The following is a 25,692-nucleotide window of genomic DNA, read 5'->3' as shown; positions in this document are numbered from 1 at the left end:
AAGCCACGGCAGCGGCTGGCATAGTGGGAAACGCGCAAGCGGTTTTCGACGGCGCGGCAGGCGCCGGCCTCCAGCTGATCGGGGCACGATGGCGACCGTGATCGAGCAAAGGCACAAGCAAGTCATGAAGCCAGTTGGAGGCGTCACGGAGATCACCCGGCTGAAAATCGGCTTCGTGCTCGCCCGTTCCTTCACGCTTTCCGCTTTTGCCCTGTTCGTCGACACGCTGCGGCTGGCCAGCGACGAGGCCGACCGGTCCGGCAGGGTCTTTGCCGACTGGCAGGTTCTGGCCAGCACCCGAAACCTGATAGCGTCGAGCTGCGGCGTCCAGGTCGCGCCAACTTCGGATTTCGTCGATCCCGGCCTGTTCGATTATATCGTGGTCGTTGGCGGGCTGTTGAACACCGAGTTTCCCATCGATGGCGACACTGTCGGTTTCCTCAGGAAAGCCGCCGTGCGCAAGGTGCCGTTGATCGGCGTCTGCACCGGAACGTTCATCCTGGCGGACGCCGGCCTGATGAAACACCACCGGACCTGCGTGAGCTGGCTCCACTATCAGGCCTTTCGTCAGCGCTTCCCCGATCACGAGGTCAGGGCGGACCGCATCTTCAACCTCGACCGCACCAGGGGGTCGTGTGCCGGCGGCAGCAGCGCGGCCGACATGGCGGCGTCGATCGTGCGGCGCCATATCAGCGAACGGGCGGAGCGAAACGCGCTCGAAGTGCTGCAGATCGACAAGGCGCGCTCGGCCTTGCATGTGCAGCCGCGCAGGCCGCTCTCCATCGAATGCAACGATCCGCGGCTGCAGGCGGCGCTGATCATCATGGAGAGCCATATCGAGAACAAGATCTCGATCTCCAAACTGGCTGCTTCTGTCGGACTGTCCCGCAGGCAGCTGGAACGCCTGTTCATGGAGCAGACGAAAAGTTCCCCCGCGCTGGTGTACAAGCGGGTGCGCCTGGAGCGGGCAAAGCAACTGCTTCTCGAAACCAGCACGCCGATGGTCGATATCGCCGTCGAAGTCGGGTTCGAGAACGCTTCGCATTTCTCCAGGGCTTTTCGCGAGGTTTTCGGCCTGCCGCCGAGCAAGCTCAGGTCGGCAACCGCGAGCTGAGTCCTGGGACAGATAGCGCCGATGATGGCGCCGCAGATGCAGGGGGCTTCGGACAAAGCCAGGAAGCCACTTCATCCGGCCCTGAGTGGTGCAATCGGTCGCGGGATATGGCCGTGCCGAAGGCGTGCGCTTTCACTCAAGGCACCTGCCCGACACCCTTGTCTCATTCCTCGCGGAAGGCGCGCGCTATCTGATCGGCCAGCGGCTTTACGAGATAGGACAGCATGGTGAGGCTGCCGGTCGAGTAGAAGGCTTCGACGGGCATGCCCGGCGTCAGCGTCAAGCCTTTCAGCTTTTTGAGCTCGCTGCGCGGCAGGCTGACACGAACCGTGTAGAAACCCGCGCCGCTTCGTTCGTCGACGCTGAGATCGGCGGAGATTTCCTTGACGATCCCGTTCAGTTCCGGCGTCACGCGCTGGTTGAAGGCGGAGAGTTTCAACGCTGCGTCCTGGCCCAGAGAAAGCTGGTCGATGTCCTGCGGCGCGATGCGGGCCTCGACGGTCAGGTCGTCGGCCACCGGCACCACGAGCATGACCACCTCGCCCGGCGAGATGACGCCGCCGACCGTGTGGACGATCAGCTGATGGATCACGCCATCCTGCGGGCTGCGGATGTCGATGCGCTTGAGCTGGTCTTCGGCCGAGACCTTGCGCTCGACGAATTCGGATATCTTGCCCTGGACGTCGCGCAACTCGGTGGCGACCTCGCTGCGCAGATCCTGGTCGACCTGGATGATCTGCAGCCTGGTTTCGGCGATGCGGCCTTTGGATTGCGCAATCGATGCGGTCAGTTGCCCGTGTTCGCCGTCGAGGCGGACCGCATCGCGTTCCAGCGCCGTCAGGCGATCGATTGAAACCAGCTTGCGTTGCCAGAGCTTGCGGATGCTGTCGAGCTCGGTGCCGATCAGATCGATTTCGCGGCTCTTGGCCTGCCGCTGCGGTCCCCGAGTAAAAAGTATCCCCGCCATAATCGTCTGTGCGGTCGTTGCATCGCCAAATCTTCAAATGAGGTTATGGTACCGCCTCGACCAGCCAGCCTTGATCCCAGGCTTGGGCTCGCCCCGTATAGGCACGCACAACATCAGCAATGCCGAGCGCGGTGTCCGACACCATATATCTCCGCCGCTCTTTGGGATTGCTGCAATTGCCGCCGCCCCGGAGCAAAATCGGTAACACATCCGTGATCGTCCGATAAGAGGCTAAGGCGGTATCCGGAGAAGAAAATATTCGCTATCTACATAAGAATAATCTAATTTACACTTAAGTATATTTTTTTTGGCCGACAGCCGGCACGGTGAAGAAATAACGGCAGTAGAGACAGATACTCGCTGCTGCCGCGTTATGTCCAACTTGTAGCACAAGCGCCGATTCTGGCGGAGTTCTGATGGCGGAGCGGCCCTTCACGTCCGTTTCATCCGGGACCGGCTACCATTTCACGTTGAAGCCGAGTTTCGCCCCGATCGACCTGCTGTCGCCGAAATCGCGAAGGCTGGACCTGGCGAACGCTTCGCCGAACACCGCATAGCGATCGTCATCCCAGCTCAGCGATCCGCCGACGCCGAGACCACCCCAAAGCGCCTGGTCTTTATCGTGCAGGGCGGTACCGGAGACATCGACGTCGTTGCCATCCAGGAAATCGTAATAGAGGTTGGCGATGCCGTAGAGGTGCGAGCGGCCGACCTTGCCTTCGGCACCCGTCCAGGCGTCCTCATGGTCCAGCGACAGGCCGGCGCGCCCGGTCAAGACATCGCTGCCGCCGAGCGACACCGCGGCGTCGAACGGATCGGTGAAGCTGCTGAAGCGAACCGAGGAATAGGCGAGCTGGGCCTGCGGCGTCAGCGTCCACTTTCCGTCGAGCGCGAACTTCTGGCCGGCCTCGATGCTCAGCGCATAGCCAAAGCCGTTGTTGCCCTTTGCCAGATCGCCGAGCGCGCCGGACTTGAGATCGCTGTCATACCACGTCACCTCGGCCTGGGCGTCGGTGTAGAAACCGTTGTCGCCGTACCAGGTGAGCGTGCCGCCGAAGCCGTAGCCAGTCGCCTGGATGGAGCCGGAGCCGTAGATCGACGAGATGTCGGACGAGGCCGTCCCGTAATGGAAGGTGACCCCGCCCAGAAGGATGCCGGTGGCGTCCTCATAGAGAAGCCCGTCGATGCCGGATTGCAGCTTCCAGGTGGTCACGTCGCTGCCGGAGACCGTGGTCGCGCTCTCGGGGCTCTGCGTGGTATGGGCCGCCTCGATACGGGCCCAGATCGCGCTTTGCGTGGGAACGCTGCCGATCTCGTCGGCACCCTGACTCGCACCGGTCCATGAGCGGTTGCCGGTGCGCTGCTGCAGCGTGCTGACCTCGTTCAGGCTCTGCAGGACTCCGGGATAAGCCTCATAGATCGGCACGGCCGGGGAATAGAGCGGATTGGTGGATCCATCGATCAATTGCGAGCGAAGGTACCAGTCGCCGTCCGACGGCGCCGAGACGCCGTTCTTGTACAGGCGATACGCATAGGCTCCGCCGACGACCGCCTGGTCGCCCTGGAAGACATAGTCGCCTTGCAGCGTGAACGTGCCGGCCGAGCTCCCGTCGACATCGACGATCTTGATGCCCTCGACGGTCTGGGCTCCCGCACCGCCGACATTGGTCACAGCCAGAATGCCGGTGCCCGACGTGTTGCCATGGACGACCATTTTGTCGGTGGTCGACCCATCGCCATCGAGCGCGGCATTGAGGAAGACGGTTCCCCCGGCCCCGTCATAATTGCCGCTGACGGTCAGCGTCGTGCCGGGCGCGCTGCCGAGGCGCACCGAACCGCTGTTGTTGAGTGAGGCGACCGTCTGGTTGAAGCCGCCGAGGTCGAGCGTCGCGCCGGAAGCCACGGCGAATGCCGAGCCCGCCCCCAGCACGTTCACCGCCCCCGCCTGGAGCGTGCCTTGCTGGACAGCGGTCGGACCGGCGAAGACGGAGTCCGCGGCCGTCAGGAGAAGCGTTCCTTGACCGGCCTTGTTGAACGTGCCCGAGCCGGTCAGTGCGCCATTCAGGGTCAAGGTCGTACCGGCCGCCGTCGAGATGGTGCCCGAGCTCATCACGTTGACCGCGCGCGACGTGGCGAAGCTGCCGGTCGTGGCAAGCGTGCCGCCGTCGAAGCTAAGCGCGCCGGCGGCATCGCCCAGATTGGCGTCCTGCGAAACCTGCAGCGTGCCGCCATTGACCGCCGTACCGCCCTTGTAACTGTTGGCGCCGCTCAGAACCAGCGTTCCGCGGTCTGACTTCACCAGTTGCGCGTCGCCCGAAAGGACCGAAGCGATGGTTGCCGTCATGGCCGCGCCGGCCGCGGTGCCGTCACCGACGACGATGCTGCTCGACGGGCCGACGAGCTCGATGCCGTCACCCTGGACGACGTAGCCGTCGGTCATGAACTGCATGCCCGATGCCGTCACCTGGCCGACACTTGCGTCCACCATCACCGTTCCGGTCTGGCCGGCAAAGATCGCGAAGGATTGGTCGGCGAAGCCGGCATTGGCCGTTCCCGCTTCGTTGGCCCAGTTGTCGTTGCCGGCGGCGGACTGCCAGATGCCGTCGCCACCGTTAACGACGCCATTGTTCTTGGGGCCGGCGGCGCCGTCCCAATAATTGAAGGTCAGCCCCTCGGTGTTGACGAGGTTGACCTGATGATCGATCGAGGTCTGGATCGAATAGCCCGTTGACGGAATCGTTCCGACAACCAGCCCATTGTTGGTCAGCGTGCCGTCATAGCTGAAGACGCGGTAGACGCCGGGACCGAAAGTGCCGCCGGCGCTGGCGGTTACGTTCAGCGTGCCGTCGAGCACGAGATTGCCGCCGACCTTGGTCAGGTCGTTGAGCGCCCCGCCGGCGACATCCGCCTGCCCGAAGGAATAGTTGAGGACCGAGCCGCTCGACAGGTTGAGGTTGCCGGCGATCGCCAGCGTGCCCGGCGTGCCGTCGGCCGAGCCCGGCGACAAGGTCGCCCCGTCGGCGATCGTCACGTCGCCGCCGATCGTGCCCTTGCCGCCAAGCGTGGCGCCGCCGGCGACGGAGACGGCCCCTATCGCCGCGCTGTTGTCGCCATCGACATAGAGGCCGCCGGCCGTCACATTCGTCGCCGCGGCATAGCTGTTCGCACCGGTCAGGGTCAGCGCGCCATTCCCGGTCTTGGCGAGCCCGCCGGCGCCGGTGATCAGCCCCGACAAGGTAAGGTCCGCATCGGCCTGGAATGTGCCGGTGCCGGCGGTCAGGGCGATGTCGCGCGCGGAGGCGAAGGCCGCGGTGGTGTGCAGCGTCGTGCCGCCGTCCAGGCTCAGGTCCCCGGCCGCGTCGCCAAGATTGGCATCGTCTGAAATCTGCAGCGTGCCCTGGTTGATGGCGGTGCCGCCTATGTAGCTGTTGGCCCCGCCGAGCACGAGCGTGCCGAGATCGGTCTTCACCAACTGGCTGGCGCCGGTGAGGTTGGAATTGATCGTCGCGACATAGGCTGCGCCAGGCAGCGTGCCGTCGCCGACGCGGATCGTCGATTGCGGCCCGTCGAGCGTGATGTCGTTGCCGCCGATGGTGTAGCCGCCGGTCGCGAACTGCATGCCGCCGGAGTGAACGTCTCCCAGGCTGTTATCGACGCTTACCGTGCCGGCAGTGCCGGCGAAGATGGCGAAGACGCCGTTTTGATAGGGGGCGTTCAGGGTCCCGTCGTCGAGGGTCCAATTGTCGTTGCCGGCGGAATTCTGCCATGTGCCGTCGCCACCGTTGATCGTTCCGTCGGCTTTCGGTCCGGCCGCGCCGTCCCAGAAATTGAGCAATTGGCCGCCGGTATTGACGAGGTTGACCTGATGGTCGATCGAGGTCTGCACGCTGTAGTCGGGCGACGTCGTCGAGGGCCCTTGGTCGGTCAGCAGGCCATCGTAGCTGATGACTCGATAGATGCCCAAACCGAAATTACCGCCCGGCGCCTCGGTGACGTTGATCGTCCCGGAGAGCACTAGATCGCCATGCACGACGGTCAGGTCGTTGTAGGCGCCGCCGACCACGCCGGCCTGGCCGAACGAATAGTCCAGATTGGCGCCACCAAGTCGAAGGTTGCCATTGATGGTGAGCGTGCCGGGAGTGGCGCCAACTCCACCGGGGGACAATGTGGAGTTCGGCGATAGGCTTACATCGCCGCCAATTGTGCCGTTGCCGCCCAGCGTGGCGTTGCTGACGGTGGTCAGTCCGGTCGCAGCGCTCTGGTCGCCGTCGATGTAGAGCGAGCCGTCCGCGACCCCCGTCGTGCCGGCATAGGTGTTGTCGGCGGTGAGCACCGTGATGCCCGTGCCGGCCTGTATGACCTGGCCACTGCCGGAGATCAGACCGTCGAAGCTGTAGAGATCGGAGCGTTTGAAACCCAGACTGCCGTTATTGACGACATCACCGAGGATCGATCCCGTCGTGCCGCCGGAGCCAAGCTGCAGAACTCCACCCACAATGGTCGTTCCGCCGGCATAGGTGTTGTCGGCGTCAAGGGTGAGAAACCCGGAGCCACCCGCCGTGAGGGCGCCGGACCCGCTTATCGTGCCGGCCCATTGCACGGAATTGTCGGCGGTGATTGTACCGCCGCCGGCATTGAGCGTCGTGTCGCGCGTGGAAAGCGGGACCGTCCCGGTCACGTGCAGCGTGCCGCCGTCGAAGCTGACCTTGCCGGCCGCATCGCCGAGACCGGCATCGGTTTGTATCTCGACGGTGCCGCCATTGATGACCGTGCCGCCCTGGTAGCTGTTGACGGTGAGCACCAGCGTGCCGGCGCCGGCCTTGGTCAGCGTCCCCGTGCCGGCGATGCTGCCGGTCAAGATCGTGGTCGTGCCGGCGTTGGTCTGGAATGTGCCGGCGCCGGCGAGCGTAACCGCGCGTGTGCTGGTGACATCAGCGGTCGTGTTGAGCGTGCCGCCATTGAAGCTCAAGCCGCCCAAGGCGGCGCCGAGGTTGGTGTCCGACGCAATCCGCAGTGTTCCGCCGTTGATCGCCGTGCCGCCCTGATAGCTGTTGGTGCCGGAAAGCACGAGCGTGCCGGCATCGGTCTTTACCAGTTGGCTGTTGCCACCGAGATTTGCCGCGATGGTGGCGGTATAGCCGGCGCCGGCCGCCGTGCCGTCGCCAACGCGGATCGTGCTCGATCCTCCCACCAGCTCGATGCCCGCGCCTTGGACGACATAGCCGTTGCTGGCGAACTGCATGCCCGCCGCCTGCACCTGGCCGTTCGTGTTGTCGACCGTGACGGTGCCGGCGGTTCCCTGGAAGACGGCGAAACTGCCATTGGCGAAAGGCGCGGCGAAGACGCCCCCGATGTCGGTCCAGTTCTGGTCGCCGGCGGCCTGCCAGGAGCCGTTGCCGCCATTGACGACACCGTCGGAATGCGGACCGGCGTCGCCATCCCAGTAGCTCAGCGTCAGGCCCGTCGAGTTGACCAGATTGACCTGGTTGGCGACCGATGTCTGTACGAAATAGTTCGCATCGGTGACATTGAGACCGTTGTCTGTCAGCGAGCCGTTGTAGCTGATGACGCGATAGATGCCGGGTCCGAGTGTGCCGCCCGGGCTTTGTGTCACGTTGAGCGTGCCGTCGAGGGTGAGGTTGCCGCCGACATTGATGGCGTCGTTGAGCGGCCCGCCGACGACGTCTGCCTGGCCGAAATTGACCTTCAGGTTGGAATTGCCGAGCGCCAGGTTGCCGGCGATGGTCAGTGTCCCGGGAGAATTGCCGGCAGCGCCAGGCGCCAGCGTGCCGCCATCGGCGACGGTGACGCTGCCGCCGATCGTGCCGGTGCCACCCAGCGTCGCGCCGGCCGCGACCGTCGTCGGTCCCGTGGCGCCGGACTGGTTGCCGTTGACGAGCAGCGTGCCGGCATTGACGTTGGTCGCCCCGGCATAGCTGTTGTTGCCGGTCAGCGTGGTGACGCCGGTGCCGAGCTTGTTGACCGCACCTGTACCGGAAATGGCTCCGTTGAAGACGTAGTCGTTATTGAGATTGAAGACGAGCGTGCCGTTGTTGGTCACACCAGGCGTCGTCAGCGCGCCGGCGACGGCGCCGTTGCCGATCTGCAGGGTGCCGCCCGAGATTGTCGTGCCGCCGCTGAAAGCGTGGTTGCCGGTCAGCGTCAGCGTGCCGGCGCCCTGTTTGGAGAGGCTTTCGAAATTGCTGACATTGGCCGCGTCAAGCGTGCTCCCGGCGGCGGTCACCACTTGCAGCGTGTCGCCCGCGCCGGTTTCGCCGCCGGTGCCGGCATCGACGCCAGCGCCGCTGAACACGGCGCTGTCGTTGAGCACGAGCGTGTCGTTGCCGGCGCCGAGATTGAGCTTTGCGGCGCCTGTATCGAGCGTGCCGCTGACATTGACCGTGTCGTTGCCGGCGCCAAGATCACCATTGCCGCGCAGCGTGCCGCCGGTAGCGATGGTGATCGTGGATGCGCCGCCGTCGCCGATGATAGCCGAGAAGCCGCCGGCGCCGGCTCCGACCGTACCGTTGACGGTAAGCGCGCCGGTCCCGGTCATCGCGATGGTCGGCGTCGTCAGCGCGCCGTTCACCTGCAGTGTGCCGGCGCTGATGGCGGTGGCACCGATCTTGTTTGTCGCCGTCAACACGGTGGTGCCGGTGCCGATCTGCGCGATGGTTCCGATGGCGGCTTGCGGATCGGGGTTGATCGTGCCGGTGAAGTTGAAAATGTCGCTGCGGTTGAACGACAGCGTCGAATTGGCATCCGTGATGATGACATTGCCGGCGCCTGCATTGCCGCTGGTGCCACCATTGCCGATCATCAGATTGCCGCCATTGATGACGGTGTTGCCGGTGAAGGTGTTGTTGCCGGTCAGCACCCAGGTGCCGGCATCGTTCTTGGCCAGCGTGGTCTGGCCGCCCGGGCCGTCGATGATGGTGCCGCCCATCGTATTGAGGCCGGTATTGGTGCCGCCGAGCGCGAGCGTACGGTTGCCTGTGCCTGAGTAAGTTGCAGAACCGGTGTTGCTGAAGACGATCGCGCCGCTGCCCGACGATTCAATGAAGCTGGTGCCGGCGGAAAGCGTGAACAGGCGGTCCGTCGTGTCGCCGGCACCGGTGTAGCGCAGCGTCGAGCCGTTGCCGATGACGAGGTTCGAGGCCGCGTTGGACGACGCGCCGAGGCTGCTCGCCTGGCCGCCATTGGCCAGCTTGCTGACGCCGAGCACGCCGCCATTGATCGTGGTGACGCCGGTGTAGGTGCTGTTTTGATTGTTGAGGATCCAGGTGCCGGCCCCGTCCTTGGTCAGCGAGGTCACGCCGGCGGCGTTGTTGGTGATCTGCGCGGCAAGGCTGTTGTTGCCGGTGTTGGTGCCGCCGAGCGCCAGCGCCTGGCTCGTGCCGGGAGCCGAGAACGCGATCGCTCCGGTATTCGTGAAGGCGATCGCACCGGTGCCGGAGGATTCGAGCCGGCTGCCGGCCGAGGCGCCCAATGTGAACAGGCGATCCGTGCTGTCGCCGGCCCCGACATATTGCAGGGTGCCGCCGGTGAGGACGAGATTGGCGGCACCGTTGCTCGACGCGCCGATTGTGCTGTTGACGCCGCCATCGGCAAGGCAGGAGACCTGTAGCACGCCGCCCCTGACGGTGGTGGTGCCGGTATAGGAGCTGGCGCAGCCGGTGAGCGCCTGGGTGACGGTTCCGCCCTTGATGAGCCCGCCGCTGCCGCTGATCGCGCCGGCAAAACTGGCTGCGGTGACGTTCGAGGCGATCGTCAGCGTTGCCGTGCCAAGCGTGATGTTGCCGCCTATGGCGCCACCGCCATTGAGATAGGAGATGGAGGTGTTGAAATTGTTGAGGTCGAGCGCGACACCGGCGGTGTTGTTCAGGCCAAATCCGCCCGCACCGATGGCGGTGCTGGAGCCGGCGCGCAAAATGCCCCCTGTGACCGTAGTGATGCCGGTATAGGTGTTGTTGCCGGACAGGACGAGCGTGCCAGCGCCGTCTTTGCGCAAGCCGGCGCCCACGATCGGCCCGCTTATTCCGAGCACGGTGGAGGCATTCACCACATTGATTGCGCCGATACCAACGAGCGTGATCCCCCGGTCGATGGCCACGCTGCCGCCGGTATAGGCCAGGATGCCGTTGCTCAGGCCAAGATTGGCGGAAGCGCTGGTCGAGGCGCCGATGCCGCTCGCCTGCCCGCCATTGGCAAGGCAGTCGACGCTGAGCGTGCCGCCAATGACATTTGTCGCGCCGGTATAGGTGTTGTTGCAGCCGACAAAGGTCTGCGTGCTGGTGTTGTCCTTGGTGATACCGCCGGCGCCGGTGATGGCGCCGTTGAAGCTGACGGTTGTCCCGCCGATCGTCAGGGTCGCTCCGCCGAGGCGCACGGTGCCGCCATTCGCGCCGCCTCCCGACAAGCCACCGACCTTGTTGTTGAAACCGGCGAGGTCGAGCGTGACGCCAGCGGCATCCGCCAAATTCATGGCAGCGGGGCCGCCAAAGGCCTGCGTCGATCCAGCCCGCAATGTGCCGCCGTCAATGAATGTCGGGCCGGTGTTGGAATTGGTGCCCGAAAAAACCAGGGTGCCGGCACCGGCTTTATGGAACGGCACGGCGCCAACCACCGTGCCACCGACCGTAAGGGTGGTAGCCGCGTTGGCGACATCGATCGTACCGCCTGCGATCCCACTGAGCGTCAGGCCGCGATCGGTACTCGTCGTCGCCCCGGTATATTGCAACGTCCCGCCGGTCCGGATCACGAGGTTCGCAGCATCCGACGACGATGCGCCGATGCCGCTCGCCACACCGCCATTGGCCAGCGTGTTTACCGATAGGATGCCGCCCGAGATGGTGGTGGCGCCGGTATAGGTGTTGGCGGCGTTCGCAAGCGTCAGCGTGCCGGCGCCGGTCTTACTGAACCCGGCATCGTCCGAGCCGACAACCACGCCGCCGAAGCTCAGATTGCCGCTGTCGACCTGGATCGTCCGCGGCGCACCGCCATTGACCAGGGTGAAGCCGCGATCGGTCGTGCCCGCGCCGACGCCGGTATATTGCAGCGTACCGCTCTCCAGCACCAGGTTCGCCGAATCCGCGCTCGACGCGCCGATGCTGCTGGCGCTGCCGCCATTGGCGACGTTGTCGATCGCCAATGTGCCACCGCTGATTGTCGTGCCCCCGGTATAGCTGTTCGCGCCGGTCAGCGCGACCTTGCCGGCGCCGCCCTTGGCGAAGCTTGTGGCGCCGCCGTTGTCGACGATCGCCGACTGGATGGTGAAGGTGCCGGTGCCGGTGCTGTTGTCGAGCACGCCCAGCGTGCCACCGCCGGCCGCGCCGGTGATCGAGCCGCCGGTGATGGTCTGGCTGGCGTTGTTGACGCTGGCGCTGATGATGATCGTGCCATCGACCCCGAGCGTGTTGCCGGCGCCGACGGTGACGATGGAATTGGCCGCGGCGGTGTATTTGAGGCCGCCGAGCTGGACGTTGCCGCTGACGGTGTTGGTGAACGGCGTGTTTGGCGCCCCGCCTGCATCGCTGACGACGTCGCCGGTCAGCCAGGTGCTGGCATTGTCCTTGTTGGCATAGGCGGTGAAGGCGGTGATGAGGCCGCTGCTAACCTGTGCATAATCGGTGCCGTTGACGGTCGCCCAGCTCAGCGCGCCGTCGCCATTGGTCGTGGTGATGGTGCCACTCGTCGGCAAGGTGAAATCGAGCAGGCCGCCAGTGTGGGTGATGGCGCCGAGATTCAGCGTCATGCTGCCGCCGGCGCCAGCCGTGGTGACGATCTGATTGTTGCCGGCGCTGACGTTGAGGCCATCGAAGGTCTGGCTGTTTGCCACGCCCGCCGCGCCGGTCAACGTGACCACGCCGCCGGCCATGTTGAGGCCGGACGCGCCTGAGATGATGTTGCTGGCCGGTGCGCCTGGGGCAGCGAAGTTCAGCGCCAGCGTGCCGCCATTGACCGTGGTGTCGCCGCTATAGGTATTTGCCCCGGTCAGCGTCAGCGTGCTGGTGCCGCGCTTGATGAGCCCACCGCCTCCGGTGACGCCGTCGGCGATGACGCCGGCATAGCTGGTGCTGGCGGCGCTGTTGACCGTCAGGTCGGCGCCGTTGAGCGTCACGCTTCCGCCCGTGCCGGAAAACGAGGTGGCCGTGGTGTCAAAGCCGTTGAGGTCGAGCGTGCCGCCATTGACGATCACCGCATTGGGCGCGCCGAAGGCAGTGGCGTTGCCGGCACGCAGCGTTCCGCTGGTGACGGTGGTCGAGCCGACATAGCTGTTGGCGCCGCTGAGCACCCATGTGCTGCCCGCCGCGCCGTTCATGACCAGATTGCCGTTGCCAGAAAGCCCGCCGGAGAATGTGTTGCTGCCCGCGAAGCTGCCGCCAAGCGTGAGGGTGTCGCCGGGATTGGCTGTATTGAACGAGGTCGCGCCGCTCAGCGCCAGCGAGCCGGTGCCGTCGTTCAGGATGGCGCTGGCTCCGTTGATCGACATTGCGCGGTCCATGCTGGCCGCCGCGCCGGTATAGGACAATACGCCGGTGTTGAGGAGGATGAATGAGCCCGAACCCAGCGCGCTGGCGACGCCCTGGTTTGCCAGCGAGTTGGCCTTCACAGTGACGGTCTGGATCGTGACGGGACCGCCAAAGGTGTTGGCGCCACCCAATGTGACGGTGCGGCTTGTCCCGCCGCCGGTGAAAATGAATGGCCGCGTTGCAAGGTTGCTGCTGATGACGCCCAGCACCGCCAGATCCGCGGTCTGCGCGTTCAAAATGACAGATTGTGCAAATCCGCCGCCCGCTGCCATGTCGCCGGTCACGGTTAGCGTGCCGGTTCCCTGATTTGTCAGGACGGAAGAGCCGGCGCTGGGCGCCATGTTCCAGCTGCGGTTCGAGGTATCACCGCTGCCGGTATAAACGGCGGCGGCGTTGCGCACGAAGACCGTGCCGTTGGCGACAGTGGTCGCCGCGCCGAGTGCGCTTGCCTCGCCCAGATTGCCGATCGATGAGAAGTACAGATTGAAGCTGTCGGTAGAAACCGCCCCGGTGAAATCGTTGCTGTCGTCGCTCATCACCGTTTGCGCGATCAGGGAAATGCCGCCGGCCCCGGTGAAGTGGGCCGAGCCGACGCCGCCGCCAATGCCGGCGGTGCCGGAGAGCAGCGTAACGACGCGGCTCGCGGCGAGCGCGCCGGTGGTCCGCAGATTAGCGCCCGAGGAGAGTGTGATGCCGTTGCTGGCGGCGCCGAGTGACGAATCGTCGTTGAGGAGAAGCAACCCGCCGGTGAGATTGACGCCACCGCTGAAGGTGTTGGCGCCGCTCAGCACCAGCGATCCCGCGCCTGTCTTGGTCAGTCCCGCCGAGCCAGCGATGATCGAGCTGATGGTCGCGGCGCCGTTGACCGTGATTGTCGGCGTGGCGCCGGCGAGCGTCAGCGTGTTGCCCGTAACGGTGTAGGTTGTGTTGGCGTTGATGGTGAGGCTGTTCGCGGTGACCGGCGCGCCCAGCGTCACCGTGGCGGTCGTGCCATTGACGCCGCCGAAGATGGCGTTGTCGAGCGCGGCATTGCTCCATGGCGTGTAGGGGCCGCTGACGCCGTCGGCGTTCGGGCTCCACTGATTGGCGCTGACGTTCCAGGTCCCGGTGCCGCCTGTTCCGGTCGCCGTGCTGTTCGGGTCCCAATATCTGTCGGCGGCGACGGCCATGCCGGCGGCCAGTGCCATAAGCATGGCCGCGGGCAACAGCGAGATGGCGGACGCCCGTGCGGCGGAGAGGGCAAGCTGCGCCGCATAAGGGGCAAAGCTCGCCGCTTCGCCCTTCCATTTTGTCATCCGGCCGCCGCGGACCAGCCGTTGGGGCGCTTCCCCCTGGCCATGGATTGCTCCACGCCTGGTCGATCCAGCCATCTCCGCCCCCATAAGTAAATTCTAATAAAAGCTCATAGAATCAAGCCACTTACCGTAAACAAGGCACGGAAAGGTCAAGCCGTATTTCACAAAGGTTCGACGTTTTATACAAAAGTTCGATCCCTTGGCGGAAAAATGCAAGGTATCGCAAGCAGTGTTACTCAATAGTCACAGATGAAAATTCGTTAATGCTAATGATGACTTAACAATTGAAGTTTTAGCAGCTTCTTATGTTGAAGATCGTAACCGCGTGGGCGTTGTCTGGCGGTGCTTTTGCAGAGCGGCAGTCAGGTGGCTCTGGCTGGAAAACCCACTGAGATAGGCAACCTCGGCAATGGTCAGTCGCTGCTGCGCGAGCAACCCGGCCGCATGGTCGAGCCGCAGGTCGCGGAGGTAGCGGTGCGGCGCCTTGCCGAAGGTCCGGCTGAAAGCCTGGGTGAAATGCTTGGGCGAAAGATTGACCATGGCCGCGAGTTCGCCAACGGAAACCTTCTGGCCGAGATTTGCCTGCAGATAGCTCTGCAGTTTGCGGGCAGCCGGCTTGGCAAGCCCGCCTTTGAAGGTATCCGGTCTGACGCCTGGAGAAGCGTAGGCATGAAGAAGATGGACCCCGAGTATCGCGATCAGCGACTCGACCAGAAGCCCGTTTGCCTGATCATTGGTGAGTTCGTCCCTAAGCAATTGCGCGATGCGCAGAACGTTGAGATCGAGGGCGCCCGAAAGGGGCGCACCCCAGTTGATGTCCTCGACCCCAAACTGTTGTTTCGCGAGTTCCGAAAGGTTCTCGTCCGTGAAGACGACGATCGAGCTTTCGCGTGCCTTCGACAGGTGAAGATGGGCTTCGAGGTGAGACGGTTTCCACAGGATGCTTCCCGCGGGCGCATCATATTCGCGATCCGCGCCGTCGCCCACCTTGGCGCGGACACCGGAGGCGGCTTCAAGTCCGACATACAAAAGGTGCTGCCGGGCGTGGAAGACATGAGATCCCGCTCGCATCCTCGAAAAGGATATGCATCCGCGGCGTGTCACCGTTACAGGGCCTTCCGCCGTCGGCGCCGCCGATCGCAAGTCAGCAATGGCGCGATGTGCGGGCTCGGTCGATTGGATACGAGCAGAATGCCGGCGGTAACCGCCGATCGGGGAAGCGGCCACCGAAACCTTCCAACGCCATCGTGATTCGAACAGACGTTCGTCAATAACGATGTCTCGGTCAAGCGTTAACCGTAGCGCATCGAAGAGCATCGCGACAGCACAAGGCAAGCAAAGCCACGCTCAACAGTTGGGGATGTGCCGCTGTGCCAGATCGTTTCAAGAGTGCCACTGGCCATCCGCCACCGGCATGTTCGTCGGCATCTCGACCACGCCTCTCCCGGCGCAAGCAATGTGTTCCGTACCGTTCAGGCCATGCCGCGCCGGGCAACGGACTTGCGGCGCAGAATCTCGATCACCGCCATCAGCCCGATCGAAATCGAGATCATCACCACCGCGGCGGCGATGACGACCGGCGTGAGTTCGTCGCGTATGCCCTCGAACAACCGCACCGGCAGCGTCACCTGGCCGGGGCCGGCGAGAAAGAGCACGATCACCACCTCGTCGAACGAGGCGACGAAGGCGAAAAGCGCGCCGGCGATTATGGCCGGGCGGATCGCCGGCAGCATCACGCGCCGATAGGCCATCCAGGGCGATGCGCCGAGGCTTTTGGCGGCGCGGATCAATTGCATGTCGAAGTTCTGAAGCGCCGCGGTGGCGGAGATGACCACATAGGGCGTGCCGATGACGGTATGGGCCAGGATGATGCCGGTAATGGTTCCTGCGAGACCAAGGCCGGAAAGGAACAGATACAGGCCGACGGCCATGATGATGACCGGCATGACCAGCGGCGCGATCAGGAAGCCGTTGACGATGCTGCGGGCCCGCTTGCCGAGACCGTTCATGGCGATGGCCGCCGACAGGCCAAGAACGGTGGACAGCGCAGCGGCGCCCACACCGACGACCGCGCTGTTCTTCAGCGCGAGCAGCCATTTGTAATTGGTCAAAAGTTCCTCGTACCAGCGCAGCGACAGGCCGGGCATGGGATAGGAAAGGAACGAGCCGGAACTGAAGGACAGCGGCAGCACTGCCGCGATCGGCACCAGCAGGAACAGGAAGACCAGCACCGTCACCACGCTTGCCAGCGTGCGCCAGATGTCGGCTCTCGGCTTGTGTGTTGGACCGGACATCGGGCTCAGGCCTTCACGACGATTTGGGATTTGCGGCCGAGCAGGCCGTAGAGGCCGACCAGCACCAGGACGCAGGTCGTCAGCAGGATCGCCAGCGCGGAGGCGAGGCCCCAATTCACTGTCTGCTTGGTATAGAAGGCGATGAAGTAGCTGAGCATCTGATCCTGGCTGCCGCCGATCAGCAGCGGGGTGATGTAGTAGCCGACGACGATGACGTAGCTCAGCAGGCAGCCCGACCAGATGCCGGGCCACACCAGCGGCAAATACACTTTGTAGAAGGTGCGCGGTCCGCTGGCGCCGAGGCTGAAGGCGGCGCGCGTATAATCCTTCGAGATGCCGACCATGACGCTGTAGATGGGCAGTATCATGAACGGCAGCATGACATGCACGAAGGCGATGTAGACGCCGACGCGATTGAAGATCAGATGGACCGGCTGATCGATGATGCCGCTCGACAACAGCAGCGAATTGACGATGCCATTGTCCTGCAGCAGCACCACCCAGGCGCTGGTGCGCACCAGAAGCGAGGTCCAGAACGGCAGCAGCACCAGAAGAAGCAGGATGCCTTGCCAGCGCGGCGAAGCAGCCGCGATCCTGAAAGCGACGGGGAAGGCAAGGACCAGGCATATGGCCGTCACCACGGCCGATATCCATAGCGAGCGGCCCAGAACGTCGACGAACGTCGCTTCCTGCGGCGCCACCCGGCCGATGCCGCCATCATCCTTCTGCTCGAGGTCCAGGGCCTTGAGAAGATAGTAAGGCGTGAGGGCGGGCGCGGCGCGGCGCATCGCCGTCCAGAACGTCCTGTCCTGCCACTTGGCGTCGATTTCGATCAGTTGCTGGCGCGGCGGCTCGGTCGAGCTTTTCTGCAGGGCGGACGCCGTCTTGATGAGCAGGCTGCGATAGCTGGGGATCTCGTAGTTGAGGCGGCGGCCGGCATTGGCGACGTCCCGGCGGTCGGCGGCGCGCAGATCCGCCACCAGCGCGCCGTAGACGGTATCGGGCGGATCGCCGGCGCCATCCCAGGTCAGAACCGCCACGGCGGTCTGCGGCAAGGTATCGCGCACTTCCGGGCTGTAGACGCCCTTGGCCAGCAGCGACACGATCGGCCAGACGAAGATGAAGGCCATGAACAGCAGGCATGGCAGCAGAAGCCCGTGTCGCATCAGCGACCGGCAGAACCTCATGAGGACTGACGGGCCGTTTCGCCGGCCATCCGCTGGAATCGATACGCTGGCCATGCTTGGTTTTGCTCGCTCGGCTATCGCTGCAGGCAGTCGTCGTCCCCGGTTTGGCGAACCGCGCCGGGGACGAGCTTTATCATTTCGAGGCCCAGGCGTTGAACCTTTCGGTCAGCGCTTCCAGATTGTCGTTCCAGAAATTGCTGTCGATGGGAACCGCGTCCTTGAGATTGTCGCCGACAGGCATGATCGCGATCCGCTCCGGCGTCAGCAGCGCCGACGCCTTCAGGTTGACCGGCGCCACCGGCTGGATCTTGGAAAACTCGGCTTGAGCCTCGGGCGAGGTCGCATAGCTCAGGAAGGCATAGGCGGCATCCTTCTTCTTGGTGCCGCTGACGATGGCCCAGTAGTCGACGTTGTAGAGAGAGCCCGGCCAGCCGAACTTTATGGCAGCACCTTCGGCCTGCGCTTCCAGAATGCGGCCGACGAAGGTCGTGGACATGGCCACGCCGCCATTGGCGAGCCATTCGGGCGGCTGTGCGCCGGCCTCCCACCACTGGATGTCCGCCTTGATCTCATCCAGCTTCTTGAAGGCGCGGTCGACGCCTTCCTTGGTGGACAGAACCTTGTAGACGTCAGCCGGGGCGACGCCGTCGGCAAGCAGCGCCCCTTCGAGATTGTTCTGCGGCTCGCGCTTCATGGCGCGCTTGCCCGGATATTTCTTCAGGTCCCAGAAATCGTTCCAGCTCTTGGGCTGGTCGCCGGTGAGCTTGGAGTTGTAGGCGATGACCATGCCCCAGCCGATGGCGCCGATGCCGCATTTGGTGATGCCGGGCTCCTTGAAATCGGCCGCCGAGGCGAGCTTGCTGGTGTCGAGCTCCTCGATCAGGCCCTGGCCGCAGGCGTTGAACATTTCGGGCGCGCCCATCTGGATCACGTCCCAGGTGGTGTTGCCGGACTCGATCATCGCCTGGATCTGGCCAAGGCCGCCGGTATAGACGGCGTCGAGCACGGCGTCTCCAGACTTCGCCGTGTAGGGATCGAATATCGATTTGCGCTGCTTCTCTGTATAGGTGCCGCCCCAGGTGGCGACGGTCACATCAGACGCAAAGGCATGGCCTATGCCCGCCCCCAGGACTACGGCGGCCAGCAGGCCGCTCATCAGGCTCGATTTCTTCATTTCCATTCCCCTTTTTTGTTTTAGCGTGAAGGTGAAGTCCGGCTGCCTTGCCTGTCAGCCATGGTCGAGGGCTCGGCAGTCGCTTGCCGCCCAGCCAATTCTGATGCGATCGCCCGGCGAGCCGACGCTGACGCCGGCGCCGTTCGGAATCTTGACGATGAAACCGGGCTGCGCGCACAGCGTCGCCGACATGCGAAGATGGTCGCCATGAAAGACGATCTCGTCGATGGTGGCCTCGAACGAATTCTCCGCATTGGCGGCGGCGGCGCCGATCACGGCACGCTCGGGCCGGATGGACAGCATGGTCGGCTCCCCCACCGCCGAGACGTTGATGGCGGCAGCACGGATGTTCTGGCCGTCGCCCACGTCGACCGTGCAGGCGCCGCCGTCCATGGTCCGCACCGTGCCGTTCAGCCTGTTGTTCTCGCCGATGAAGCGGGCGACGAAACTGTTGGCCGGCTCCTCGTAGATCTGCTTCGGCGGCCCCAGCTGCTGGATCTTGCCGCCATTGAACACCGCCACGCGGCTGGACATGGTCAGCGCTTCGGTCTGGTCGTGGGTCACGTAGACCACGGTGACCCCAAGCCGCTGCTGGATGTGCATGATTTCGTACTGCATCTCCTCGCGCAGCTGCTTGTCGAGCGCGCCGAGCGGCTCATCCATCAGCACCAGGCTCGGCTCGAACACCAGCGCGCGGGCGAGCGCCACTCGCTGCTGCTGGCCGCCCGAGAGCTGCCCCGGCAGGCGCCCGCCGAAACTATCGAGGCGGATCATCGCCAATGCCTTGGCCACCCGTTCGGCCGTCTCGGACTTGCCGATGCCGCGCGCCTGCAGCGGGAATGCGATGTTCTCCGCGATCGTCATGTGCGGGAACAGCGCATAGCTCTGGAACACCATGCCGATGTTGCGCTTCTGCGGCGGCATCGAGCCTATCGAGGCGCCGTCCAGCAAGATATCGCCGCCCGACAGATTTTCGAAACCGGCCAGCATCATCAGGCACGTCGTCTTGCCCGAACCGGACGGCCCGAGCAGGGTGACGAACTCGCCGCGCTCGATACCAAGGTTGAGGTCTGTCACGACCTTCATACTGCCGTAGCTCTTCTGGACGCCCGCGAATTCGACGAAACTCCTTTGCGGGGCGGCATCGCCGCGAGCATGCACCACTCTTACGCCTCCCCTTCAGAAGTCTCGCAGGTCGCGCCGGTTGACGGCACCTTCGACGACGCCTCCACCGACCGCGGGACATCAGCCCTGCCATCACACCGATGAGCCATTGGGATCAAGGCACGATCTCCCCTGACGGGCCATTCCAATCCAAGTTGAGGCTCTTTCTATGATCGGCCATATCGTATTGTCAAGAGAAACACTGTATCTTACAACGAGACGAATTGCAGAGGCCGGGCGGCTCCACGGGCACCACGGCCATACTGTGCGTAAGCGGAATTTCGAGAGCATTGCCCATGTCGCGACGGAAAAACACCGACGGCCATTGCAAATCAGGGCTGAAAGGATTTGCCATGGCGCGCGGCGATCCGGAAACACGCGCGACCGGCAACCGCGAAGCGACCGATATTTCCTGGAACGCCGTGACGCTTGCCGGACCTGTTTCAGCTGAAGGGCCACCGGGAACAATCCGGATGCCCGCGCAATGAAGGGGACACCGTGACCCAATCCGACGATCAAAAGCTTGGCGTGAAATCCGTGCACCTGGCGCTCGAGGTGCTTGAGGCGGTTGCCTTCGAGACCGGAGAGATCGGCGTCAGTGAACTTGCCAACAAGCTGCAGACGACGAAGGGAACGGTCTTTCGCCATCTGCAGACGCTGGTCGAGCGCGGCTATCTCATCCAGAACGCGTCGACACAGCGCTACCGCGTTGGAGCCCGAACCTATCTGATCGGCCGCGCGGCTGCCGAACGAGTCGACATCATTGCCGGCTCCCAGGATGCGATGCGGTCGCTGCGTGACGAAACCGGCGAGACCGTGGTGATCTCCAGCCTCAGCAACCGCGGCAACATCGTGATGAACACGATGATCGGCAAGTCGCCGCTGGAGATCGGCGTAAGGGTCGGCAGCATGCTCGAACCCCACGCCACGGCCCAGGGCAAGGCGGTGCTGGCCTTCGACAGCCAGGGCCTCATGAAGCAATTGCGGCGACGGGGCCTTGCCGGCCTGACGCCGCATACGGTGACCGACATCGATGAACTCGAACGGCAGTTGGACCTGGTGCGTGGGCGAGGCTATGCGGCCGCGGCCGAAGAAATGCTGCTCGGCATCAGCGCGCTGGCGGCGCCGGTGATGGACGGTTCCGGTAAAACCGTCGGCTCGATCGCCATCGTCGGTTCGATCCAGAATATCGGCCGCGAGCCGACGCCCGCTCAGATCGAGGCGGTGCTGCGCGCGGCACAAAGGATTTCGTGGAACCTCGGCTATGTCGGGCACCTTCCCTTCGAGACGCGCGGCGGTCGCGCAACGGCGCACAAGGGGACGAGCTGAGGCACCGACCACGATCCTTCAACACTGCCGTTTATTTCGCAATACGTAACGTCGTTTCGTATTACGTTCCAAAAATATTGACGAACCATGTGATCGCGGCTAGTGTCCGGCCCATCATCGGAGGCGACTGGCGCCGCCAATCCTGGACACACTGACGGAAACCGGCGCGGTCTCCGGCCGCTGCCGCGGCCGCGAGCGGCCGTTCCCGAACGATGTCATCTCAAGCGGAACGGATCGCATGTCGGCACATCTCTTCATCAACGGAAAATGGTCCGCAGGCTCGGGCAACCGCAGGGGACAAATCCTCAACCCGGCAAATGGAGAAACCATCGGCGAGGTCACCTTTGCCGAGACGGCGGACCTCGACGCGGCGCTGGCCGGAGCCGAACAAGGCTTTCGCAATTGGAGCCGCGTTTCGGCATACGAGCGCGCCAACATCCTGCGCCGGGCGGCGACCCTTACCCGGGAGCGCGCCGAGACCGTCGCCCGCGCCGTCACGCGCGAGCAAGGCAAGCCGCTGCCGGAAGCGTTGATGGAGGCCCGGGGCGCCGGAGATCATATCGACTGGTACGCGGAAGAAGGACGGCGCGCTTACGGCCGAGTGATCCCGGCGCGCGCACCCGGCATCTTGCAGATGGTGCTGCCGGAGCCGGTCGGACCGGTTGCGGCCTTCTCGCCCTGGAATTTTCCCATCGGGCAGATCGTGCGCAAGATCGCCGGCGCGCTGGCGGCTGGCTGCTCCATCATCGCCAAGGCGCCCGAAGAGACGCCGAGCAGCGTGATCGAACTGGTCAAGTGCTTCGAAGAAGCCGGCGTTCCGGCAGGCGTGCTCAATCTTGTATTTGGCGTTCCCGCGGAAATATCGCAGCACCTGATCGCGTCGACCGTCATCCGCAAGGTTTCCTTCACCGGCTCGGTGCCTGTCGGCCGTCATCTGGGCGAACTGTCGGCGCGCCACCTCAAGCGGACGACCATGGAATTGGGCGGCCATGCTCCGTTCATCGTCTGCGACGACGCAGATCCCGGCGCCGTCAGCGCCACCGGCGTTGCGCTCAAATTCCGCAATGCCGGGCAGGTCTGCGCCGCACCGACCCGCTTCCTGGTCCAGGACGGCATTTTCGATGCCTTTGTCGAGGCCTTCGTCGCCGGCGCCGGCAAGCTGAAGGTCGGCGACGGAGCCAGCGAAGGCGTCCAGATGGGGCCGCTCGCCCACGCACGCCGGCTCGACGCCATGGCAGGCTTCGTGCGCGATGCGGTCGAGGCAGGCGGCCAACTGCGCGCCGGCGGCAAACGCATCGGCAATGAAGGTTTCTTCTTCGAGCCGACCGTGCTGACCAATGTCCCGCTCTCGGCACGCATCATGAACGACGAGCCGTTTGGGCCGATCGCGATCGTCAACCGCTTTTCCGAAGTCGATGAGGCTATCGCCGAATCCAACCGCCTGCCTTTCGGGCTGGCCGCCTTCGCCTTCTCGCGACGCGTGGACCGCACCGACCGGCTGATGCGCGGCATCGAGGCCGGGATGGTCTCGATCAACCATTTCGGGCTCGCTGCGCCGGAGACGCCGTTCGGCGGCATCAAGGATTCCGGCCATGGCAGCGAGGGCGGATCGGAAGGCATCCAGGCCTATCTGACGACGAAGTTCGTCAGCCAGCTGAACGCCTGAAGCAAGCGCGCCGGAACCACAATCCGAGGAGATAGGATGAGCCTGGCCCTGATGACGCAGTTCGGCGAGCGCTGGTCGGCGCGAGACCTCGATGGCTGCATGAACTGCTTTTCCGACGACGCGGTCTATGCCGCTGCGATCGGCCCCGAACCGGGGACGACCTATGCCGGCAAGCCGGCGATCCGGGCGAAACTGGCCGAAATCTTTGCGGACGCCACCATCTCCCCCCTGCTGTGCGGGCGCTTCTTCCCACATGGCGAGGTCGGATTGATGGAATGGTCGATCGACAAACGCATGCCGGACGGCACGACCAAGACGATCCGCGGCATAGACCTTTATGCGTTTCGCGACGGGCTGATCACCCTCAAGGATTCCTACCGCAAGACCTTCTGAGGACCTGGCCTTATGGAAAAGAGTTGCAGCCATATTATGTTTCGTATTAAGTGACATCGTTTTGTAGGATTGAACGATGACCAATCTGCTCCGCGACCGTGACATTGCCACTCATCTGCATCCGCAGACCAATTTCCGACGGCATGAGGAATTCGGGCCGCTGATCATTCAGCAGGGCGATGGCGTGCGGGTGCAGGACACCGACGGCCGCTGGTACATCGAAGGTGTCTCGGGGCTTTGGTGCGCATCGCTCGGTTTCTCGAACCGACGCCTGGCCGATGCCGCGCATCGTCAGCTTCTGGCGATGCCCTACCAGCAGACCTTCGCGCATCGTTCGACGCCGCCGGTCATCGAACTGGCCAGCCGCCTGATCGAGAAGGCGCCGTCTCCAATGTCGAAGGTGATCTTCCAGACGTCAGGCTCCGAGGCCGTCGACACGGCGATCAAGCTTTCCTGGTATTACCACGCCGCCAAGGGCAACGAGCAGCGCCGCAAGATCCTGTCCCGGCAGGGAAGCTACCACGGCAGCACGATCGCCTCGGCCAGCCTGACCGGCCTGCCCAACATGCATCGCGGCTTCGGGCTGCCGATGGATACGTTCATCCACGTCTCGCGGCCGCACCATTGGCGGGGCGCGGCCGCCGGCGAGAGCGAACGGGATTTCGCCGCCCGCCTGGTGGCGGAAATCGAGGCGACGATCGAGCGCGAGGGCGCCGACACGATTGCCGCGTTCTTCGCCGAGCCGGTGATGGGCACCGGCGGCGTCGTTCCGCCGCCCGACGGTTATTTCGAGCTGCTCCAGCCCGTCCTGGCCAGGCACGATATCCTGCTGGTCGCCGACGAGGTGATCTGCGGCTTTGGCCGCACCGGCAATTACTGGGGCTCGCAGACCGTCGGGATGAAACCCGACATGCTGACTTGCGCCAAGGGGCTTTCAGCCTCCTATTTCCCGATTTCCGCGCTGATGATCAGCGACCGGATCTACCAGGTGCTGGCGGACCGCACCGCTGAGTTCGGCGGTTTCGGCCATGGCTACACCTATGGCGGCCATCCGGTCGGCGCGGCCGTCGCGCTGGAGACGCTCGCCATCTATGACGAGATCGACATTGTCGGCACGGTCCGTGCCCGCCAGGCGCAGTTGCAGGACGGCCTGCGCCGCTTCCGCGATCACCCGCTGGTCGGCGAGGTCCGCGGTGTCGGACTGATGGGCGCACTGGAGTTCGTCGCCGACAAGACCGCCAGGACGCCGTTCGAAAAGCCCGGCAGGCTGGGCGCCAGGATTGCCGCCGACCTCCAGGCGCAAGGCGTTCTGTTGCGCGCGCTGGGCGACACGCTTGTCGTCGCACCGCCGCTGATCGTCAGCGACGCAGAACTCGCGCAGGTGCTCGACGCGCTGGAAGCGACGCTCGGCCGCATCACCGAACCGGAGCAGGCGCAATGAACGGCGGACCAGCCAACCTACGCAGTCAGCGCCGCGCCCTGGCGTCTTGCCGGACGAGGTGACGCGGTGGCGGACCTTCGCGTTCAGGTCGGCAGGACCACGCTGAAGAACCCGGTCATCGCGGCGCCGGGTGAGCACCTCATCGAGGCGGCGGGAATACGCTCCGCGATCCTGGCCGGGGCGGGCGCCGTGGTCGGCAAGTCGATCAACGAGTCGCAGCCGGCGAAGTCGCAATTGCGCCGCGCCGAATATGTCGCCCTCGGTCCCGGCTGGTCCGAAGTGCCATGGGGCCCGTCGGCGCCGGCCGGTACCACGGTGCTGTCGCGCTCGGGATTGCCGCCGATGGATTTCGACGCCTGGCTGGCGCAATCCGTCGCCATGGATCTGCTGGCGCGCGGGCACGATTGCCTCTACGTGCCCTCGATCATCCTTGCGGCGGAAGAACCGGCGCTGGACATGGCGCGGCGCATCGAAGCGGCGGGGCTGCGCGTGCTCGAGTTCAACATCGGAACGCCTTACGCCAGCGAGGCCGCGAAAGGCGCGGTCTCCACGGTGCTGTCGCCAGAGCGGGTGGCGGCGTTGACCAAGATGATGACCGACGCGCTCGATATTCCGGTCTGGATCAAGATCACCGGCCAAAGCGAGCGCGTGCCGGACCTTGCAGCCTCCGCCTTCGCCAGCGGCGCCGACAGCGTGGTCATGGCGGGACGTGCGCTGGGCATGCTGCCGGATCTCGAAAGCCAGGCCCCTCTCCTCTCCACCAGCGCAGGCATCGGCGGCTGCTGGAACCTGCCGCTGACCTGTCACTGGCTTGCCAATTCACGCGCCGCGCTCGGCGCCGGACGCGACCTGATCGGCATCAACGGCGCCACCAATGGAGCCGACGTGGCACGCATGATGCTGGCCGGGGCCTCGGCCGTCGGCATGGCCTCGGAAGTGATGCTGCGCGGCTGGCAGGTGCTGTCCCAGGCCGTCGCCGATCTCGATGCCTATTGCGACGCGAAATCGCAATCCGCCCGCGACCTCGTCGGCCGTGCCGCCGACGCCCGCAAGCGCTTTGCCGACATGCCGGAGCTCGACGAGCGCTGGCGCGACTACATACCCGCTCCGCTCGCGAGCGAATGATAGAGGAGCAA

General features: G+C 64.6%; 13 protein-coding genes and 1 pseudogene. 7 read left to right on the top strand and 7 right to left on the bottom strand.

Annotation, left to right across the window (positions count from 1 at the left end):
• Positions 1-124 precede the first annotated feature (124 nt).
• On the top strand, positions 125-1,114 hold the full coding sequence (locus FJ967_RS04875; protein WP_140730564.1) for a GlxA family transcriptional regulator: 990 nt from the start codon (positions 125-127) through the stop codon (positions 1,112-1,114).
• Between the two features lie 163 nt (positions 1,115-1,277).
• Here the strand turns inward: FJ967_RS04875 and FJ967_RS04870 are convergent.
• The 7 genes and pseudogenes from FJ967_RS04870 to FJ967_RS04840 form a co-directional block, all read right to left on the bottom strand.
• Positions 1,278-2,042, bottom strand: a pseudogene (locus tag FJ967_RS04870) (HlyD family type I secretion periplasmic adaptor subunit); the annotation flags it as partial.
• Positions 2,043-2,538: 496 nt separating this feature from the next.
• A complete protein-coding gene (locus FJ967_RS04865) occupies positions 2,539-13,908 on the bottom strand; it encodes an autotransporter-associated beta strand repeat-containing protein (protein ID WP_181175673.1) in 11,370 nt (3,789 codons plus the stop codon).
• A 303-nt stretch (positions 13,909-14,211) separates the two neighbouring features.
• Positions 14,212-15,135: an AraC family transcriptional regulator gene (locus tag FJ967_RS04860; RefSeq protein WP_181175672.1), complete on the bottom strand. Its 924-nt coding sequence runs from the start codon at positions 15,133-15,135 to the stop codon at positions 14,212-14,214.
• 245 nt (positions 15,136-15,380) lie between these two features.
• Positions 15,381-16,202 (bottom strand): ABC transporter permease, encoded by an 822-nt coding sequence (locus tag FJ967_RS04855; RefSeq protein ID WP_140730561.1) that lies wholly within the window; start codon positions 16,200-16,202, stop codon positions 15,381-15,383.
• A 5-nt stretch (positions 16,203-16,207) separates the two neighbouring features.
• Positions 16,208-17,368 (bottom strand): ABC transporter permease, encoded by a 1,161-nt coding sequence (locus tag FJ967_RS04850; RefSeq protein ID WP_181175671.1) that lies wholly within the window; start codon positions 17,366-17,368, stop codon positions 16,208-16,210.
• Between the two features lie 154 nt (positions 17,369-17,522).
• Entirely contained in the window at positions 17,523-18,563 is a 1,041-nt protein-coding gene (locus FJ967_RS04845; protein ID WP_181175670.1) for an ABC transporter substrate-binding protein, read from the bottom strand.
• A 54-nt stretch (positions 18,564-18,617) separates the two neighbouring features.
• Positions 18,618-19,727, bottom strand: a complete 1,110-nt coding sequence (locus FJ967_RS04840) for an ABC transporter ATP-binding protein (protein WP_348643064.1) — start codon at positions 19,725-19,727, stop codon at positions 18,618-18,620.
• A gap of 353 nt (positions 19,728-20,080) precedes the next feature.
• Here FJ967_RS04840 and FJ967_RS33915 point away from each other — a divergent pair, with 353 nt between their 5' ends.
• From FJ967_RS33915 to FJ967_RS04815, 6 genes are all read left to right on the top strand, one after another.
• Positions 20,081-20,215 (top strand): hypothetical protein, encoded by a 135-nt coding sequence (locus tag FJ967_RS33915; protein ID WP_281405672.1) that lies wholly within the window; start codon positions 20,081-20,083, stop codon positions 20,213-20,215.
• A gap of 10 nt (positions 20,216-20,225) precedes the next feature.
• Positions 20,226-21,056, top strand: coding sequence for an IclR family transcriptional regulator (locus tag FJ967_RS04835; protein WP_140730558.1), 831 nt, complete (start codon positions 20,226-20,228; stop codon positions 21,054-21,056).
• Between the two features lie 238 nt (positions 21,057-21,294).
• A complete protein-coding gene (locus FJ967_RS04830) occupies positions 21,295-22,722 on the top strand; it encodes an NAD-dependent succinate-semialdehyde dehydrogenase (protein ID WP_140730557.1) in 1,428 nt (475 codons plus the stop codon).
• Positions 22,723-22,758: 36 nt separating this feature from the next.
• Positions 22,759-23,115, top strand: a complete 357-nt coding sequence (locus tag FJ967_RS04825) for a nuclear transport factor 2 family protein (protein WP_140730556.1) — start codon at positions 22,759-22,761, stop codon at positions 23,113-23,115.
• Positions 23,116-23,191: 76 nt separating this feature from the next.
• Positions 23,192-24,556, top strand: a complete 1,365-nt coding sequence (locus tag FJ967_RS04820) for an aminotransferase (RefSeq protein ID WP_140730555.1) — start codon at positions 23,192-23,194, stop codon at positions 24,554-24,556.
• 66 nt (positions 24,557-24,622) lie between these two features.
• Positions 24,623-25,681, top strand: coding sequence for a dihydroorotate dehydrogenase (locus tag FJ967_RS04815; RefSeq protein ID WP_140730554.1), 1,059 nt, complete (start codon positions 24,623-24,625; stop codon positions 25,679-25,681).
• The last annotated feature ends 11 nt before the right edge of the window (positions 25,682-25,692 follow it).

The sequence above is a fragment of the Mesorhizobium sp. B2-3-4 genome (assembly GCF_006442315.1).
Classification (GTDB): Bacteria; Pseudomonadota; Alphaproteobacteria; order Rhizobiales; family Rhizobiaceae; genus Mesorhizobium.
Note: the sequence above shows the minus strand (reverse complement) of the source record. Positions and strands in the feature narration are given on the sequence as shown.

Bases quoted from the DNA above. Each gene is read 5' to 3' on its own strand.
- FJ967_RS04875 (WP_140730564.1), top strand. From the start codon at position 125: ATGAAGCCAGTTGGAGGCGTCACGGAGATCACCCGGCTGAAAATCGGC.
- FJ967_RS04865 (WP_181175673.1), bottom strand. From the start codon at position 13,908: ATGACAAAATGGAAGGGCGAAGCGGCGAGCTTTGCCCCTTATGCGGCG.
- FJ967_RS04855 (WP_140730561.1), bottom strand. From the start codon at position 16,202: ATGTCCGGTCCAACACACAAGCCGAGAGCCGACATCTGGCGCACGCTG.
- FJ967_RS04850 (WP_181175671.1), bottom strand. From the start codon at position 17,368: ATGCGACACGGGCTTCTGCTGCCATGCCTGCTGTTCATGGCCTTCATC.
- FJ967_RS04845 (WP_181175670.1), bottom strand. From the start codon at position 18,563: ATGAAGAAATCGAGCCTGATGAGCGGCCTGCTGGCCGCCGTAGTCCTG.
- FJ967_RS33915 (WP_281405672.1), top strand. From the start codon at position 20,081: ATGGCGCGCGGCGATCCGGAAACACGCGCGACCGGCAACCGCGAAGCG.
- FJ967_RS04830 (WP_140730557.1), top strand. From the start codon at position 21,295: ATGTCGGCACATCTCTTCATCAACGGAAAATGGTCCGCAGGCTCGGGC.
- FJ967_RS04825 (WP_140730556.1), top strand. From the start codon at position 22,759: ATGAGCCTGGCCCTGATGACGCAGTTCGGCGAGCGCTGGTCGGCGCGA.
- FJ967_RS04820 (WP_140730555.1), top strand. From the start codon at position 23,192: ATGACCAATCTGCTCCGCGACCGTGACATTGCCACTCATCTGCATCCG.